The organism is Streptomyces sp. Qhu_M48 (assembly GCF_051305195.1).
Classification (GTDB): Bacteria; Actinomycetota; Actinomycetes; order Streptomycetales; family Streptomycetaceae; genus Streptomyces.
On record NZ_CP195432.1, the window covers coordinates 6,060,888 to 6,077,017 of the forward strand.

Annotated in this window: 13 protein-coding genes; 6 read left to right on the forward strand and 7 right to left on the reverse strand. The window is 73.5% G+C overall.

Annotated features, from left to right (window positions below; genetic code table 11):
* Complete coding sequence (recA, locus tag ACRRSS_RS27145; protein ID WP_435973716.1) at positions 1–1,152, reverse strand: recombinase RecA; 1,152 nt, start codon at positions 1,150–1,152, stop codon at positions 1–3.
* 267 nt (positions 1,153–1,419) lie between these two features.
* Entirely contained in the window at positions 1,420–1,854 is a 435-nt protein-coding gene (locus tag ACRRSS_RS27150) for a hypothetical protein (RefSeq protein ID WP_435973717.1), read from the reverse strand.
* Positions 1,855–1,926: 72 nt separating this feature from the next.
* On the opposite strand from ACRRSS_RS27150, the gene ACRRSS_RS27155 reads away from it, so the two are divergent.
* From ACRRSS_RS27155 to ACRRSS_RS27170, 4 genes are all read left to right on the forward strand, one after another.
* Positions 1,927–3,150 carry a sensor histidine kinase gene (locus ACRRSS_RS27155; protein WP_435973718.1) on the forward strand — a complete coding sequence of 408 codons (1,224 nt, stop codon included), beginning with the start codon at positions 1,927–1,929 and terminating at the stop codon, positions 3,148–3,150.
* The gene (locus ACRRSS_RS27160) at positions 3,147–3,815 is read left to right on the forward strand and encodes a response regulator transcription factor (RefSeq protein WP_351908213.1); all 669 of its coding nucleotides are present in this window, start codon (positions 3,147–3,149) and stop codon (positions 3,813–3,815) included. Before ACRRSS_RS27155 ends, ACRRSS_RS27160 begins: the two co-directional genes overlap by 4 nt.
* Before the next feature lie 188 nt (positions 3,816–4,003).
* On the forward strand, positions 4,004–5,311 hold the full coding sequence (locus ACRRSS_RS27165; RefSeq protein ID WP_435973719.1) for a cytochrome ubiquinol oxidase subunit I: 1,308 nt from the start codon (positions 4,004–4,006) through the stop codon (positions 5,309–5,311).
* A gap of 126 nt (positions 5,312–5,437) precedes the next feature.
* The gene (locus tag ACRRSS_RS27170) at positions 5,438–6,217 is read left to right on the forward strand and encodes a cytochrome d ubiquinol oxidase subunit II (RefSeq protein WP_435973720.1); all 780 of its coding nucleotides are present in this window, start codon (positions 5,438–5,440) and stop codon (positions 6,215–6,217) included.
* A gap of 30 nt (positions 6,218–6,247) precedes the next feature.
* On the opposite strand, the gene ACRRSS_RS27175 is transcribed toward ACRRSS_RS27170, so the two are convergent.
* The gene (locus tag ACRRSS_RS27175; protein ID WP_435975436.1) at positions 6,248–7,393 is read right to left on the reverse strand and encodes an AI-2E family transporter; all 1,146 of its coding nucleotides are present in this window, start codon (positions 7,391–7,393) and stop codon (positions 6,248–6,250) included.
* A gap of 408 nt (positions 7,394–7,801) precedes the next feature.
* A complete protein-coding gene (locus ACRRSS_RS27180) occupies positions 7,802–7,996 on the reverse strand; it encodes a DUF3046 domain-containing protein (protein WP_435973721.1) in 195 nt (64 codons plus the stop codon).
* Between the two features lie 79 nt (positions 7,997–8,075).
* Here ACRRSS_RS27180 and ACRRSS_RS27185 point away from each other — a divergent pair, with 79 nt between their 5' ends.
* Positions 8,076–9,005: a hypothetical protein gene (locus ACRRSS_RS27185; RefSeq protein ID WP_435973722.1), complete on the forward strand. Its 930-nt coding sequence runs from the start codon at positions 8,076–8,078 to the stop codon at positions 9,003–9,005.
* Positions 9,006–9,044: 39 nt separating this feature from the next.
* On the opposite strand, the gene ACRRSS_RS27190 is transcribed toward ACRRSS_RS27185, so the two are convergent.
* From ACRRSS_RS27190 to ACRRSS_RS27200, 3 genes are read right to left on the reverse strand one after another with little or no spacing between them, the layout of a single operon-like run.
* Positions 9,045–9,353, reverse strand: coding sequence for an AzlD domain-containing protein (locus ACRRSS_RS27190; RefSeq protein ID WP_435973723.1), 309 nt, complete (start codon positions 9,351–9,353; stop codon positions 9,045–9,047).
* Entirely contained in the window at positions 9,350–10,150 is an 801-nt protein-coding gene (locus tag ACRRSS_RS27195; protein WP_435973724.1) for an AzlC family ABC transporter permease, read from the reverse strand. Before ACRRSS_RS27195 ends, ACRRSS_RS27190 begins: the two co-directional genes overlap by 4 nt.
* A gap of 10 nt (positions 10,151–10,160) precedes the next feature.
* Positions 10,161–11,057, reverse strand: a complete 897-nt coding sequence (locus ACRRSS_RS27200) for an AraC family transcriptional regulator (RefSeq protein WP_435973725.1) — start codon at positions 11,055–11,057, stop codon at positions 10,161–10,163.
* A gap of 288 nt (positions 11,058–11,345) precedes the next feature.
* Here ACRRSS_RS27200 and ACRRSS_RS27205 point away from each other — a divergent pair, with 288 nt between their 5' ends.
* Positions 11,346–15,995: an Lhr family ATP-dependent helicase gene (locus ACRRSS_RS27205; protein ID WP_435973726.1), complete on the forward strand. Its 4,650-nt coding sequence runs from the start codon at positions 11,346–11,348 to the stop codon at positions 15,993–15,995.
* The last annotated feature ends 135 nt before the right edge of the window (positions 15,996–16,130 follow it).

Sequence of the window (16,130 nt, forward strand, 5' to 3'; positions counted from 1 at the left end):
TCAGCTCTTGACCGCGGTGGCCTTGGTCGCCTTCGCGGTCTTGCTCGCGGGTGCGGGGACGCTCTTGGCGGCATCGTCCGTCGCGGCCGCGGCCGCGGTGCCCGCCGGGTCCGTCGCCGCCTCGGGCTTCGCGGCCTCGGGCTTCGCGGCCTCGGGACGGACGCCGACGCCCAGCTTCTCCTTGATCTTCTTCTCGATCTCGTCGGCGAGGTCGGGGTTGTCCTTCAGGAAGTTACGGGCGTTCTCCTTGCCCTGGCCGAGCTGGTCGCCCTCGTACGTGTACCAGGCACCGGCCTTGCGCACGAAGCCGTGCTCCACGCCCATGTCGATCAGGCCGCCCTCGCGGCTGATGCCCTGGCCGTAGAGGATGTCGAACTCGGCCTGCTTGAAGGGGGGCGCGACCTTGTTCTTGACGACCTTGACGCGGGTGCGGTTGCCGACCGCGTCCGTGCCGTCCTTGAGGGTCTCGATACGGCGGATGTCGAGGCGCACCGAGGCGTAGAACTTCAGGGCGCGGCCACCGGTCGTGGTCTCCGGCGAGCCGAACATCACACCGATCTTCTCGCGGAGCTGGTTGATGAAGATCGCGGTGGTCTTGGACTGGTTGAGCGCGCTGGTGATCTTCCGGAGCGCCTGGCTCATCAGTCGGGCCTGGAGACCGACGTGCGAGTCGCCCATCTCGCCCTCGATCTCCGCACGCGGGACGAGCGCGGCGACGGAGTCGATGACGATCAGGTCGAGCGCGCCGGAACGGACCAGCATGTCGACGATCTCGAGGGCCTGCTCACCGTTGTCCGGCTGGGACAGGATGAGGTTGTCGATGTCGACGCCGAGCTTCTTGGCGTATTCGGGGTCGAGGGCGTGCTCGGCGTCCACGAACGCCACCTGGCCGCCGGCCTTCTGCGCGTTGGCCACCGCGTGCAGGGTCAGGGTCGTCTTACCGGAGGACTCCGGACCGTAGACCTCCACGACGCGGCCGCGCGGCAGTCCGCCGACACCGAGCGCGATGTCGAGCGCGGTCGATCCGGTGGAGATCACCTCGATCGGCTCCTGGACGCGGTCACCCATGCGCATCACGGCGCCCTTGCCGAATTGGCGTTCAATCTGTGCGAGCGCGGCGTCGAGCGCCTTCTCGCGGTCGGTTCCTGCCATGGGTTCCACCCGATTTGCTTGAGTCGATCGCTTCATGTGAAAGACGCTAACCCCTGCCACTGACAATGGGCCCCGACGTCCGCTCCGACCTGTGGACAACTCGCCGACAAGCCCGCGATTCCAGGGGCCGGACTTCCATGAGAATGGATGTTCGATTTCACTGTCAAGCGTGCCACACGGACGGGCGACCCCGACCCGGACGCGACCGAGCGTCCCCGTCCGCCCACGCAGCGTCAGCCCTGGCCCCGGCCTTCGCCTGGGCTTTCGTCAGCCCTGGCCCTGGCCTTCGCCCGGGCTTTCGTCAGGGCCTTCGCCCGGACCCCGGCCCCTCTCCCGCTCCTTGCGGCCACCCGCCGCCCGAGCCGCCCGTACGGCACGCACCGCCCCCACCGCCCGCGTGATGCCGTATCCGAGCAGCCAGGGCAGCACCGTGATGCCCATGACGTACACGAGGAAGTAGCCCAGGAGGTCCTCGCCGCGGCCGGGCTCGTCCCAGCTGCCCATGGGCAGGATCATGGCGGTCGCCGAGACCGCGACGGGCACCAGCGGCAGCAGCATCGACCACAGCCGCGGCCACCACCGGCCGGGCCGCCGGGCGCACCACACCCCCATGGCCCCCATGACGAAGGGCCCGAACGGCACCCACAGCACCACCGGCACGAACAGCAACGCCCACCACTCGTCCGCGTACCCGAACATCATGCGAAGCCCCCCGACCCCGTCCGATCCCCCGCGCACCGGCCGCGAGCCGGCCCGCCACCTATTCTTCGACGCATGGCCCTCCCCCTCCGTTCCCCCGGCGGCGGACGTCTGCCGTCGCGGACGGCCGACGCCCTCGTGGCGGGCGTCGTCCTGCTCGTGGTCGCCGCCTGGACGCTGTTCTCCGCGCGGTACGCGGACGAGCCCGCCGTCCGTACGCTGCTCGGCTGGGCGCTCATCCTGGTCGGGTGCGGGGCGCTGTACTTCCGCCGGCGACAGCCGGTCGCGGTCGCCCTCGTCACGCTCGTCGCCTGCGTCGTCTACTACCCGCTGTCCGCGCAGGACGGCCCGCTCATGATCGCCTTCGCCCTCGCGCTGTACACGACAGCCGCCGAGGGCCGGTTCGCCGCCGCCGTCGCGCTCGCCGCCGTCACCCTGCTCGCGGTGGGGGTCGGGGAGGTGCGGCAGCAGCCGGGGCACCGGCAGATCGACGACACGTCGCTGGCGATGCTGGCCGGCTGGCTGATCAGCCTCGTCGCCGTGGGCCGCGCCCAGCGCACCCGGATCGCCTACCTCCACGAGGTGGAGCAGCGGGCGCTCGCCGCCGAACGGGAGCAGGAGGCACGGGCCCGGCAGAGCGCCACGGAGGAGCGGCTGCGGATCTCCCGTGAGGTGCATGACGTGCTCGGCCACAGCATCTCGCTGATCAACGTCCAGTCCGGCGCGGCGCTGCACCGCCTCGGCAAGGGGCCCGCCCCGGAGGCCGGGCTCGTCACCGCGACCGAGGCGCTCCAGGCGGTGAAGGCGACCAGCAAGGACGCGCTGCGGGAGCTGCGCGCGACCCTCGGGGTGCTGCGCCGCGCCGACGAGCCCACTCCCACCGCCCCGTCCTCCTCCGGTCTCGCGCTCCTCGGTGACCTCGCCGGGCGTGCCCGGAGCGCCGGTCTCGACGTCCGTACGGACGTCACGGGCACCCCGGTGCCCCTTCCGCCGCCCGTCGACCTCGCCGCGTACCGGATCGTTCAGGAGTCGTTGACGAACGTGACCCGCCACGCGGGCGCGAGGAGCGTCCGTATCGCCCTGGACTGGGGTGCGGACGCGGTGCGGCTGCGGATCGAGGACGACGGCGAGGGTGCGCCGGAGGGGCGGCCCCTGGGCAGCGGCGTCCGGGGCATGGCCGAGCGGGCCCGTGCGTTGGGCGGCGAGCTGACCGCCGAGAATGGGGCCGGCGGCGGTTTCCTGGTGGACGCCCGGCTGCCGTTCTCCGTACCCACCGTGTCCGAGGGGGACTCCCGATGATCCGTGTCGTGCTGGCCGACGACCAGACCCTGGTCAGGGCCGGGTTCCGGTCGATCCTCTCCGACGAGGAGGACATCGAGGTCGTCGGCGAGGCCGGGGACGGCGAGCAGGCCATCGGGCTGGCGCGTGAACTGCGCCCGGACGTGGTCCTGATGGACATCCGCATGCCGGTGCTCGACGGGCTCGAAGCCACCCGCCGGATCACCGCGGACGAGCGTCTCGAAGGGGTGCGGGTGGTCATCCTGACCACCTTCGACGCGGACGACCACGTGTACGGGGCGCTGCGCGCGGGCGCGTCGGGCTTCCTCGTGAAGGACACCGAGCCGATGGAACTGCTGCACGCGGTTCGGGTCGTGGCGCGCGGCGACGCCCTGATCGCACCGGCCGTGACGCGCCGTCTGATCGCCGAGTTCGCGGGCCGGGCCGATCGGCAGCCCGATCCGAGTCCCCGGCTCAACGCTCTCACCGAGCGGGAGCGCGAGGTCCTCGGCCTGGTGGGCGCCGGTCTCTCCAACGACGAGATCGCCGGCCGCCTCGTCCTCTCCCCCGCGACCGCGAAGACCCACGTCAGCCGGATCATGACCAAGCTGGCCGTCCGGGACCGGGCGCAGCTGGTGATCCTGGCGTACGAGTCCGGGATGATCACGCCGGGCTGGCTGGCCTGACCCATGGCCGGGCCGGTCGGCCTGAACCCAGGGCCGGGCCGGTCGGCCTGCCCGGGGCCCTCAAGGGTGGGGGCGCGGGGGCGCAACCCAGGGGGTACGCGCGCGTGCCACGGCACAACCGCTGGGGTACGGCCGGTGTCCACCCCGGGGTGACGCCGGCCCCCTGACCGTACGCCGACGCTGAACGGGTGAACCAGGACGTACTCGATCTCGCGCGGCTGCAGTTCGCCCTCACCGCCGGCGGCCACTTCCTCTTCGTCGCCCTCACCCTGGGGCTCGCGACCGTCGTGGCCGTGCTCCAGACGAAGGCCACGCTCGGCCGGAAGCGGCTGGACGCGCGCATGGTCCGTTTCTGGGGCCAGCTGTACGTGATCAACTACGCGGTCGGAATCGTCACCGGTCTGGTGATGGAGTTCCAGTTCGGCATGGCCTGGAGCGGTCTGACCCACGAGGCGGGCAACATCCTGGGCGCCTCGCTCGCCGTCGAGACGATCGTGGCCTTCTTCGTCGAGTCGACCTTCCTCGGCCTGTGGATCTTCGGCTGGAACCGGCTCAACCGCTGGGCCCACCTGGCCGCGATCTGGATCGTCGTCCTGACCGCCTACCTGTCGGCGTACTGGATCCTCGTCTCGAACGGCTTCCTCAACCACCCCGTGGGGTACGGCTCCGAGCACGGCGAGCTCGTCCTCGACGACCCGGTCGCGGTCCTCACCAACCCCTCCGCGCTGCTCGCCTTCGGACACGTCCTGGCGGGGGCGCTGCTCACGGCCGGCTTCTTCATGGCCGGGGTGAGCGCGTACCACCTCTTCCGGCGTACCCCCGAGTGGGAGTTCTTCGGCCGCAGCCTGCGGATCGGGGTGTTCCTGTCGGCGCCCGCGCTGATGGCGGCGGCGGTGTTCGGCGGGCTCCAGTTCGGCGCCCTCGCCGCGTTCCAGCCGATGAAGTCGGCCGTCTTCGGCGCGAAGACGGCCGAGATCGCGCGCCTCCAGGCGGAGCTGACGGAACGGTTCGGGCCCGGCGACTACGTGCCCTCGGAGGCCTGGACCCGGGGCGGCGCGCTGCTGATGCTCATCAGCTTCGCCCTGATGATGTACCTGTGTTTCGCCGGGGTGATCCTGGCCGCCTTCAAGAAGGTCGTCTTCCGGTTCCGCCTCTGGCACCTGGTCCTGATGGCAGCGGTGCCACTGCCGTACATCGCGATGATCAGCGGCTGGGTCTTCCGGGAGTCCGGCCGGCAGCCCTGGGTGGTCTACGGGCTGCTGAAGACCGAGGACGCGGTCTCGGACCTCTCCCCGGGCACCATGCGCCTCTCCCTCACCGTCTTCACCACGGTCTTCGTCCTGCTCGCGGCCCTCAACGCCTGGCTCCTGACCCGGCACGCCCGCCGGGGCCCGGTGGCGGCGGGCCTCGGCCACGACGAACGCCCCTCGGAGGAGGAAGACGGGGAGGACGGATCCCCCGACCCCGCCGACGCCCTCCCGGCCCCCCGCTACTGAGCCTTCCTTCCGAGAACAACCCGAGAACCGCCCCGCGACCCGCCCGAGAACCGCCCCGCGACCCGCCCCGAGAACCGCCCCGAGAACCGCCCCGAGAATCACCTGAGAACCGTCCGAGGAGCCCTCGTGGAGACCCTGGCCATCGCCCTGCTCGCCTTCTTCGCCGCGGGGTGGTTCGTGCTCGCCGGGGCGGACGTCGGCACCGGCATGCTCACCCCCTGGCTCGGCCGCGACGATCGCGAGCGGCGGCTCGTCCTCACCTCCTTCGCCCCCTTCTTCCTGGGCAACGAGGTCTGGCTGGTGGCGACCGCCGGCGTCCTCGTCGGCTGTTTCCCCGCCCTCGAAGGGGAGCTCCTGAGCGGCCAGTTCCCGGTGCTCGTGGCTCTGCTGGTGGGCTGGATCGTCCGTGACGCGGGGCTCTGGTCGCGCGGCCGGGGCCCGGGCCGGCGCTGGCGCGCGGGCTGCGACGCGGCCGTGACGTGCGGCAGCTGGACCCTCGCGCTCTCCTGGGGGTGGCTGCTCACGGCCCTCCTCACCGGGCGCCCGTACGCGCCGGCGACCGGCCCCACGGCCGTCCTCACCGCGGCGGCCGTGGCCGCGCTGTTCGCCGCGCACGGGCTCGGTTTCGCCACGCTCCGGCTCACGGGACCGCCGTACGAGCGGGCCCGCCGGCTCGTCGGGCGCGCCGGGCGCCCGTGGCAGTCCTTCGCGCTGACCGGGGTCCTGATGGCCGGGCTGCCGCTCTGGGCGGGAACCTCGCTCCCGCTGGCCGAACGGGCGGCCGCCCCCACGACGCTGGGTCTGCTCGTGCCCGCCCTGCTGTTCGTGACCCCGCTGCTGGTCGCCGTGCAGGCGTGGATCTGGCACACCTTCCGGCACCGGGTCACCAGGCCTTCGTACCTGTGAACCCGGGTTCGAGGCCCCCCGGGGCCGGTTTCAGGAATCCCCGCCCCGCGACTCCTCCACGGCGTTGTCCTTCTTGTGGTGCAGGGCCTTCTGCAACCGCGCCACCACCGCCTCGCCGTACCGCCGGTGGCCGTGGACGCGCGGGTCGTCCGTCACGTCGTACCGCTTCACGTAAGCGCCGAGGAAGGCCTGGAGGGTGGCGATGGCGGGGATGGCGATCAGCGCGCCGACGGCACCGAGCAGCGCCGTTCCCGCGATGACCGAGCCGAAGGCGACCGCCGGGTGGATGTCCACCGTCTTCGAGGTGAGCTTCGGCTGGAGCACGTAGTTCTCGAACTGCTGGTAGACCACGACGAAGCAGAGCACCCACAGCGCGTACCAGGGGTTCACGGTGAAGGCGATCAGCATCGGCAGCGCGCCGGCCAGATAGGTGCCGATGGTCGGGATGAACTGCGAGACCAGGCCGACCCACACCGCGAGCGCGGGAGCGTACGGCACGTCCAGGATCTCGAAGAGCACGAAGTGCGCGACGCCCGAGATGAGGGCCATGAGGCCGCGCGAGTAGAGGTAGCCGCCGGTCTTGTCGACCGCGATCTCCCAGGCCCGCAGCACCTCGGTCTGCCGGGCGGGCGGCAGGACGGAGCAGAGCGCGCGCCGGAGCCGGGGTCCGTCGGCCGCGAAGTAGAAGGAGAACAGGAAGATCGTCAGGAGCCGGAACAGGCCGCCGAGGACGGTGGCGGAGACGTCGAGGACACCGGACGCGCTGTTCTGCACGTACTTCTGCAGCCAGTCGGAGCTCAGGACGCTGTCCTGGACCTCGACCCGGGACAGTTCCGTGTGGAAGGTCTGGTTGATCCAGTTGATCACTGAGTCGAGGTACTGGGGGAAGTTCTCGACCATGTCCACGATCTGCCCGGCGAGCATCGAGCCGAGGAGCACCACGAAGCCGACGCTGAAGATCAGGACGGCGAAGAAGACGAGGAAGGTGGCGAGACCGCGCCGCATCCCGCGCGCCGCCATGCGCCCGACCGCCGGTTCGATGGCGAGGGCGAGGAAGAACGCGAGGAGGATGTTGACGAGGAGGCCGATGAGCTGGTGGAACGCCCAGTTGCCCAGCAGGAAACAGGAGTAGAGCGCGAGGGCCAGGACGAACGCGCGGGGCAGCCAGCGCGGCATCCGGGCGGCCGGGGCACCACTGGCGGGCGCCGTGCCGGAGGCCCCTGACACCGGGCCGCCGCCGCCTCTGCCGGCCGACGGGACGGAAGCGGCCGGAGCGGTGGGCGCGCCCGTCGCGGCCGACGCCGCGGACCCGGTCGGCCTGCCGGGTTCCGCCGCCGCGTTCACGGCGGGCGACGCGGTCAGGTCGGTCCTGTCACTCTCGATCTCGTCGATCTCGTCGGGCTTGCTGGTGTCGTCGGTCTTGCCGGTGTCGTCAGTCGGGGCCACCCCGCCAGTCTCGCGCACCGTACGGACATTCCAGTCCGGACCCCTCGCTTCCCCTTCGGGAATCCGCCCCGGACCTCGCCGCCCGCGACCGACGGCTCCGGGGCATGAGGGGCGCTCATCAGATCCGTCGCGGACCGGTCACCGCTTGTCGGCCGGTACGTCGACAGCCGCGCACACGGCCCTCCACACGTCCTTCGCCTCCCAGCCGGCGTCCAGCGCCTCGCGCACCGTCCGCCCTCCGAGTTCGGCCATCACATAATCACGAGCGAAGGACTCGGCGTAGGACGCACCGAAGTGGTCCGCCATCCGCTCCCAGAAAATCGTCAACCGCATGACCCCAGTATCCCGCTCCCAAGAGTGCAGCCCGCTCCGAAGCCCTTGTCCCCGTGACTTTCCGCCCTACGGTCGGAGCATGGCCGAAAAACCACTCTCCTCCCCGCCCGAGACCCCCCTGGCCCGCGCCGAGCGTTTCGTCTGGCTGACGGCCCGTGTCCTCGAACAGCGCAGGTTCGCCTACCACTTCCTGCGCGGTGGCGCGGACCAGGTGGAGACGGCCCTCACCGCGTACCTCAACGAGGACGGCGGCTACGGGCACGCGCTCGAACCCGATCTCCGCGGGCCGGTCAGCCAGCCTCTGCACACCGCGCACGCGCTGCGGGTCCTGAACTCCATCGGGCGCTGCGGCGGGCTGCGCGTGGAGCGGATCTGCCGCTACCTCACGGACGTGTCCACCCACGACGGCGCCCTCCCGGCGATCCACCCGTCCCAGCGCGGCTTCCCCGTCGCGCCGTTCGTCCCGGTCGTCGACTCCCCACCGAGCGCCCTGCTCACCACCGGCCCGGTCGTCGGGCTGCTGCACCGCAACCAGGTGTGGCACGCGTGGCTCTTCAGGGCCACCGAGTTCTGCTGGTCGGCCGTGGAGTCCCTGGAGAAGTCCCATCCGTACGAGGTCCAGGCCGCGATCGCCTTCCTGGACGGGGTCCCTGACCGCTCGCGCGCGGAGGTGGCCGCCGACCGGCTCGGGCGGCTGGTCCGCGAGCAGCGGCTCGCCGTCCTGGACCCGGACCGGGAGGAGGAGTACGCCGTGGCGGACGGGTACGCGCCGGGGGAGCTCCACTTCCCGCACGACTACGCGCGCGTGCCGGACTCGCTGGCCGCGCGCTGGTTCACGGACGAGGAGATGAACCGTTCGCTCGACCGGCTCGCGGCCGACCAGGCGGAGGACGGCGGCTGGCCGATCCGCTGGCGGGCCTGGGCCCCCGGCTCGACCCTGGAGTGGCGGCCGATCGTCACGGTCGAGGCTCTGCGCACGCTGCGCGCCCACGGCCGCTCGGTCGACTGACCCCGGGGGCCGGCCGTCCCCGGGGCCCGGGGACGGCGGTCACCAGCCCAGGGCCCGTACCCCCGCCGTGACGGCGACGGCCGCACCCACGACGACCAGGAACGGTGCCCGCAGGACGAGCGCGACGGCCGCCGCGGCGAGCCCGGCGGCGCGGGCGTCCAGGACGACGGCGCCGCCCGCGCTGAAGGTCTGCTGCGCGGTGAGCGCGGCGAGCAGCGCGACGGGGAGCAGGGCGGCGAGCCGCTGGACGAGCGGTCGCTCCAGCGCTCCGGCGGGGACGAGCAGGCCGACCAGTTTGACCAGGTAGCACCCGGCGGCGGTCAGGCCGATGGCGATCCAGACGTTCATCGGGAGCCCTTCTCTCGCTCTCCTCGGGAGTTCTTCTCGCGCCGGGCGTCCCGCTCTCCTCCGGCGTGCTTCTCTCCTCCGCCCGGGGCCATGCGGCGGCCCTGGAACCAGAGCACCAGGGGCGCGGCCAGGGACGCCGCGAGGACCGGTACCCCGGCGGGCAGGACGGGCAGCAGCCCGAGGCCGAGGAGTACGGCGATGCCCGCGGTGGCCCGCTCGGTCGCGGACTTCAGCATGGGCGCGAGCAGCGCGAGGAAGACGGCGGGGCCGGCCGCGTCGAGCCCCCAGGCCGCGGTGTCGCCGATCGCCTCGGCGCCGAGCGCCCCGAGGAGCGTGGTCGCGTTCCACAGGACGTACAGCGTGAGTCCGGTGACGGTGAAGCCGATGCGGGCGGCCCGGCGGGAGGGCTGGGCGAGGGCGACCGCTGTGGTCTCGTCGATCACCCAGTGGGCGGCGAACGGCCGGACGGCCTTCGGTACGGCGAGGAGCTGGGAGAGCCGCAGCCCGTAGAAGGCGTTGCGGGTGCCCAGGAAGAAGGCGCCGGCGGCGGCCGTGAAGGGGTTGCCGCCCGCGGCGAGCGCTCCGACGAGGGCGAACTGCGAGGCTCCCGTGAAGACGAACAGGCTCAGGACGCAGGTCTGGAGGAGGGTCAGGCCGGCTCCGGCCGAGGTCACGCCGAAGGCGAAGCCGGAGAGCCCGACGGCGACGCCGACGCCGAGGGCGTCGCGGACGACAGCCGCGTCGGGTCTGGCCGGTGTGTCGTCGCGTATGACGGGGGGTGCTGTCTGTTCTGCCACGTCAGGGACGTTACGGCAGCTCCTGGGGCCCGGTCTTGTACGTTCTTGCGGCGGATCCCGGGGAGCTCGCGCGGCCGCCACGCGCGCGCTGGTACGCCCCCGGCGGCACCCCCACACTGCGGGTGAAGTGCCGGTTCAGGTGCGACTGGTCGGTGAAGCCGACGGCGGCGGCCGCCCCCGCGGGCGACGTCCCCGCGTCGAGCAGCTGTCTGGCCCGCCGCACGCGCGCGTCGGTCAGCCAGGTGTGCGGCGGCATCCCGTACGCGTCCCTGAAGGCCCGGAGGAGCGCGAAGGGACTGGTTCCGAGGTCGGCTGCGAGCCGCTCCAGGGTCGGCGGTTCGACCATGCGGTCCTCCAGGACGGCACGCGCGCGTGCCGCGTTCCGCGCGCCCGCCGAGCGTGGCGGGAGGGGGGTGACCAGGCCGCCGTGACTGCGCAGCATCCGGGCGGTGACCAGCCGGAGCAGGCTGTCCGCCGCGAGCGCGTCGCCCTCCTCGGCGGCCCGGTGGACACCGACGATCAGCCGGGCCGCGTACGGGTCGTCGACCACGGGTGAGGTGAAGCCGACCGAGCCGCGCAGGGCGAGGGTGTCGGCGGCGATGGCGCGGACGATCTCCGCGTCGGGGTAGATCGTGCGGTACGTCCACCCCTCGGGCACGCCCGCGTGCCCCGTGTGCGGGGTGTCGGGGTTCACCAGGGCGATCTGGCCGGGGCCCGCGTGGACGAGGTCGTCGCGGTAGTGGAAGGCCTCGACGCCCTCGGTGATCGCGGCGAAGACGAAGGTCTCGTGGGTGTGCCGGGCGAAGGCCTTGCGGATGTAGTGGGCGTGCAGCAGATCGACCCCGGGCAGCTCGGCGTACCGCCAGTACCGTGCCCGCTCCCCGCTCGCCGCGCCTCCGTCCGCCATCTCTCCATTCTGCGACAGGCCGCGGACCAGCGAGAACCGCTCGCACCCCGCCGCCTGGGCTCCGCGCCCGCGCGCCCGCCCCGGCTGGGTTCCGGCTCCCCGTTCCGGCCGGTTCCGGCCGGGTTCCGAGTCCCAGCTCCGACCGGTTCCGGCCGGGCCCCGGGTCCCAGCTCCGGCCGGTTCCGCGCCCGCGCCCCCACCGGTTCCGCGCCCCCGCCCGCGCCGCGGCCGCGAGTGGTTCTCCACAGGTCCGGGCGGTTGTCAGTGGCCGGGTGCACGATGGGGGGCATGGTCAGGTCCGCGCTCGACTCGTTCTCCCCCGCCACCCGCGGCTGGTTCACGGGTGCCTTCACCGCGCCCACGGCGGCGCAGGAGGGCGCCTGGAAGGCCATCGGCGCGGGCTCCGACGTGCTCGTCGTCGCTCCGACGGGCTCGGGCAAGACGCTGGCCGCCTTCCTCGCCTCCCTGGACCGGCTGGCCTCCTCGCCCCCGCCGGCCGAGCCGAGGAAGCGCTGCCGTGTGCTGTACGTGTCGCCGCTCAAGGCCCTCGCCGTGGACGTCGAGCGGAACCTGCGGTCGCCGCTGACCGGCATCCGGCAGGAGTCGGTGCGGCTCGGGCTGCCCGAGCCCGACATCCGGGTCGGCATCCGGTCCGGCGACACCCCGCCCGCCGAGCGCCGCTCGCTGGCGACCAAGCCGCCGGACATCCTGATCACCACCCCCGAGTCACTGTTCCTGATGCTGACCTCCGCCGCCCGCGAGGCCCTCGCGGGCGTGGAGACGGTCATCCTGGACGAGGTGCACGCGGTCGCGGGCACCAAGCGGGGCGCGCACCTGGCTCTCTCCCTGGAGCGGCTCGACGAGCTGCTGCCCCGCCCCGCGCGCCGGATCGGCCTGTCGGCCACGGTCCGCCCGGTGGACGAGGTGGCCCGCTACCTGTCGCCGGGGCGTGCCGTGGAGATCGTCCAGCCGCCGTCGGGGAAGGAGTTCGACCTCTCCGTCGTCGTCCCCGTCGAGGACATGGGCGAGCTGGGCGGCTCCCCCGCCTCCGAGGGCAAGGACGGCGGCGACAAGCCGTCGATCTGGCCGCACGTCGAGGAGCGGATCGCCGACCTCGTCCAGTCCCACCGCTCCACGATCGTCTTCGCCAACTCCCGCCGTCTCGCCGAGCGCCTCTGCAACCGGCTCAACGAGATCGCGTACGAGCGGGCGACCGGCGAACCCCTCCCCGAGGGGTCGCCCCCGGCCGAGGTCATGGCCCAGTCGGGGGCTGCGCAGGGCGCCCCGGCGCTGCTCGCCCGCGCCCACCACGGCTCGGTGTCGAAGGAGCAGCGCGCCCAGGTGGAGGAGGACCTGAAGGCGGGCCGGCTGCCCGCCGTGGTGGCCACCTCCAGCCTGGAGCTGGGCATCGACATGGGCGCGGTCGACCTGGTCGTGCAGGTCGAGTCGCCCCCCTCGGTGGCCTCCGGGCTGCAGCGCGTGGGCCGCGCCGGACACCAGGTCGGCGCGGTGTCCACGGGTGTGGTCTTCCCCAAGTACCGGGGCGACCTGGTGCAGGCCGCCGTGGTCACCGAGCGGATGCGTTCGGGCGCGATCGAGTCGATGCGGATCCCAGCGAACCCGCTGGACGTGCTGGCCCAGCAGCTGGTCGCCGTGGTCGCGCTCGACACCTGGCAGGTGGACGACCTCCTCGCCCTGGTGCGCCGGGCGGCGCCCTTCGCCTCGCTGCCCGAGTCGGCGTTCACGGGCGTGCTCGACATGCTCGCCGGCCGGTACCCGTCGGACGCCTTCGCCGAGCTGCGCCCCCGCGTGGTCTGGGACCGGGTCGCCGGGACGGTCACGGGGCGGCCGGGTGCCCAGCGCCTCGCGGTCACCTCGGGCGGCACGATCCCCGACCGGGGCCTGTTCGGGGTGTTCCTCGCGGGCTCGGACCCCAAGAAGGGCGGGGGCAGGGTCGGAGAGCTCGACGAGGAGATGGTGTACGAGTCGCGGGTCGGCGACGTGTTCACCCTCGGCACCACCTCCTGGCGGATCCAGGACATCACCCGGGACCGGGTCCTCGTCACCCCCGCGCCCGGCGTGCCGGGCAGGCTGCCGTTCTGGAAGGGCGACCAGCTGGGCCGCCCGCTCGAACTGGGCCGGGCGGTCGGCGCCTTCCTCCGCGAGGTCGGCGCCCTCTCCGACGAGGACGCCCGGCTGCGGCTGCTCGCCGCGGGCCTGGACGCCTGGGCCGCCGAGAACGTCCTGGCGTACCTCAAGGAGCAGCGCGAGGCCTGCGGCCACGTACCGGACGACCGGACGATCCTGGTCGAGCGTTTCCGGGACGAGCTCGGGGACTGGCGGGTCGTCATCCACTCCCCGTTCGGCGCGCAGGTGCACGCCCCGTGGGCGCTCGCGCTCGGTGCGCGGCTCGCCGAGCGGTACGGCATGGACGCACAGGTGATGCACGCGGACGACGGCATCGTGCTGCGGCTGCCGGACGCCGACCTGATGGGCCTGGACATGGGCCTGGACCTCCTCGACCACGAACCGGTCGACCCCGGCCGGCACCTCGACACGACGTTCGACGCCGACAAGGCGCCCGTCGGCGCGGCCGACGCCCTCTTCGACAAGGGTGAGATCGGGCAGATCGTCACCGACCAGGTGGGCGGCTCCGCGCTGTTCGCGTCCCGCTTCCGCGAGTGCGCCGCGCGCGCCCTGCTGCTGCCCAAGCGCAACCCCGGCAAGCGCACCCCGCTGTGGCAGCAGCGGCAGCGCGCGGCCCAGCTCCTCCAGGTGGCGAGCGAGTTCGGCTCGTTCCCGATCGTCCTGGAAGCCGTCCGCGAATGCCTGCAGGACGTCTTCGACCTCCCCGGTCTGACCGAGCTGATGGGGGACATCGAGGCCCGCCGGGTCCGCCTGGTCGAGGTCACCACCGCCGAGCCCTCCCCGTTCGCCCGCTCCCTGCTCTTCGGCTACGTGGCGCAGTTCCTGTACGAGGGCGACTCCCCGCTCGCCGAGCGGCGGGCGGCCGCGCTCTCCCTGGACTCCCGGCTGCTCGCCGAGCTGCTGGGCCAGGCGGAGCTGCGCGAGCTGCTCGACGCGGACGTCCTGACGGAGCTGGAGCGGGAGCTCCAGTGGCTGACGGACGACCGGCGGATCAAGGACATGGAAGGCGTCGCCGACCTGCTGCGGGTCCTGGGCCCGCTCACCGACGCCGAGCTGGCGGAGCGCGGTGCGGAAGCGGTGTGGGCGTCCGAGCTCGGGGCCGCCCGCCGGGCGATCCACGTGCGCGTCGGCGGCCGGGAGCACTGGGCGGCGATCGAGGACGCGGGCCGGCTCCGGGACGCCCTGGGCACGGCCCTGCCCGTCGGGGTGCCCGAGGCCTTCACCGAACCGGTCAAGGACCCGCTGGGCGACCTGCTCGCGCGGTACGCGCGCACCCACGGCCCGTTCACCTCCTCCCAGGCCGCCGGCCGCTTCGGCCTGGGCGCGGCCGTCACCGACGGCGCCCTCCAGCGGCTCGCCGCCTCGGGCCGGGTCGTCCAGGGCGAGTTCCACCCCTCCGGCATCGGCCAGGAGTGGTGCGACGCCACCGTCCTGCGCCGGCTGCGCCGCCGCTCGCTCGCCGCCCTCCGTCACGAGCTGGAGCCGGTGCCCCCGGCGGCCCTCGCCACCTTCCTGCCCCAGTGGCAGCACCTGGGGAGCAACAGCCTGCGCGGAATCGACGGCCTCGCCCGGGCGATCGAGCAGCTCCAGGGCGCCCCCGTCCCCGCGTCCGCCCTGGAGAAGCTGATCCTGCCGTCCCGGGTCCGGGACTACTCCCCGGCCCTCCTCGACGAGCTGACGACCACCGGCGAGGTGGTCTGGGCGGGGGCCGGGTCGCTGCCCGGCAAGGACGGCTGGGTCTCGCTGTACCTGGCGGACGCGGCGCCGCTGCTCCTCCCGCCGCCGCACCCGCTGGAGCTGTCCGCCCTGCACGAGTCGGTGCTCACGACCCTCTCCGGGGGGTATGGCCTGTTCTTCCGCCAGATCGCCGACCAGGTCCGGGCCACCACCCATCCGGACGCCACCGACCCGCAGCTCGCCGACGCACTCTGGGACCTGGCCTGGTCGGGGCGGCTCACCAACGACACCCTGGCGCCGCTGCGCTCGCTCCTCGGTTCGGGGCGCACGGCCGGGTCCACCGCCCACCGCGCGCGCCGCACGGTCCCGCGCGGCCGGTACGGGACGCTGACCGCCGCCGCCCGCCCCGCCTCCCGCACGGGCCCGCCCACGGTCTCCGGCCGCTGGTCGCTGTTGCCCGCGCTCGAACCGGAGCCGACCCACCGGGCGCACGCCCTCGCCCGCACGCTCCTGGACCGCCACGGCGTGGTGACCCGGGGCGCGGTGGCCGCCGAGGGCGTGGAGGGCGGTTTCTCCGCTACGTACCGGATCCTGGCCGCCTTCGAGGACAGCGGGCAGGCCCGCCGCGGCTATGTGGTGGAAGGCCTCGGCGCGGCCCAGTTCGCGATGGACGGGGCCGTGGACCGGCTGCGGGCCGCGGCGACCGCCCGGGACCGGGGCGCGGAGGCGGCGGCCGGCCCGCGCGCGCTGGTCCTGGCGGCGGCGGACCCGGCGAACGCTTACGGGGCGGCCCTGTCCTGGCCCGAACCCCCGACCGGCGCGGGGCACAAGCCGGGGCGCAAGGCGGGCTCGCTCGTGGTCCTGGTCGACGGCGAGCTCACGCTCTACATGGAGCGGGGTGGCAAGACGCTCCTCTCCTGGCCGTCGGACCCGGACGACCCGGCCCTGAAGGCGGCGGCGGAGGCCCTGGCGGCATCGGCCCGGGCGGGCACGCTGGGCACGGTGACGGTGGAGCGCGTCAACGGCGCCACGTCCCTCACCTCTCCCCTCTCCACCTCCCTGGAATCAGCGGGCTTCGTCGCCACCCCGAGAGGCCTCCGCCTCCGCCCCTGACCCACACCGGCCGGCAGCCGCCCACCCCTCCCGACACGGAACCCCACCCCACTCCACGACGGGGTGGGCAGGCACCCCACCCACCCACTCCGCCATGGGCGAGCGCCCCCGCCCCCTCGTGAGCCCGCGCCCCGC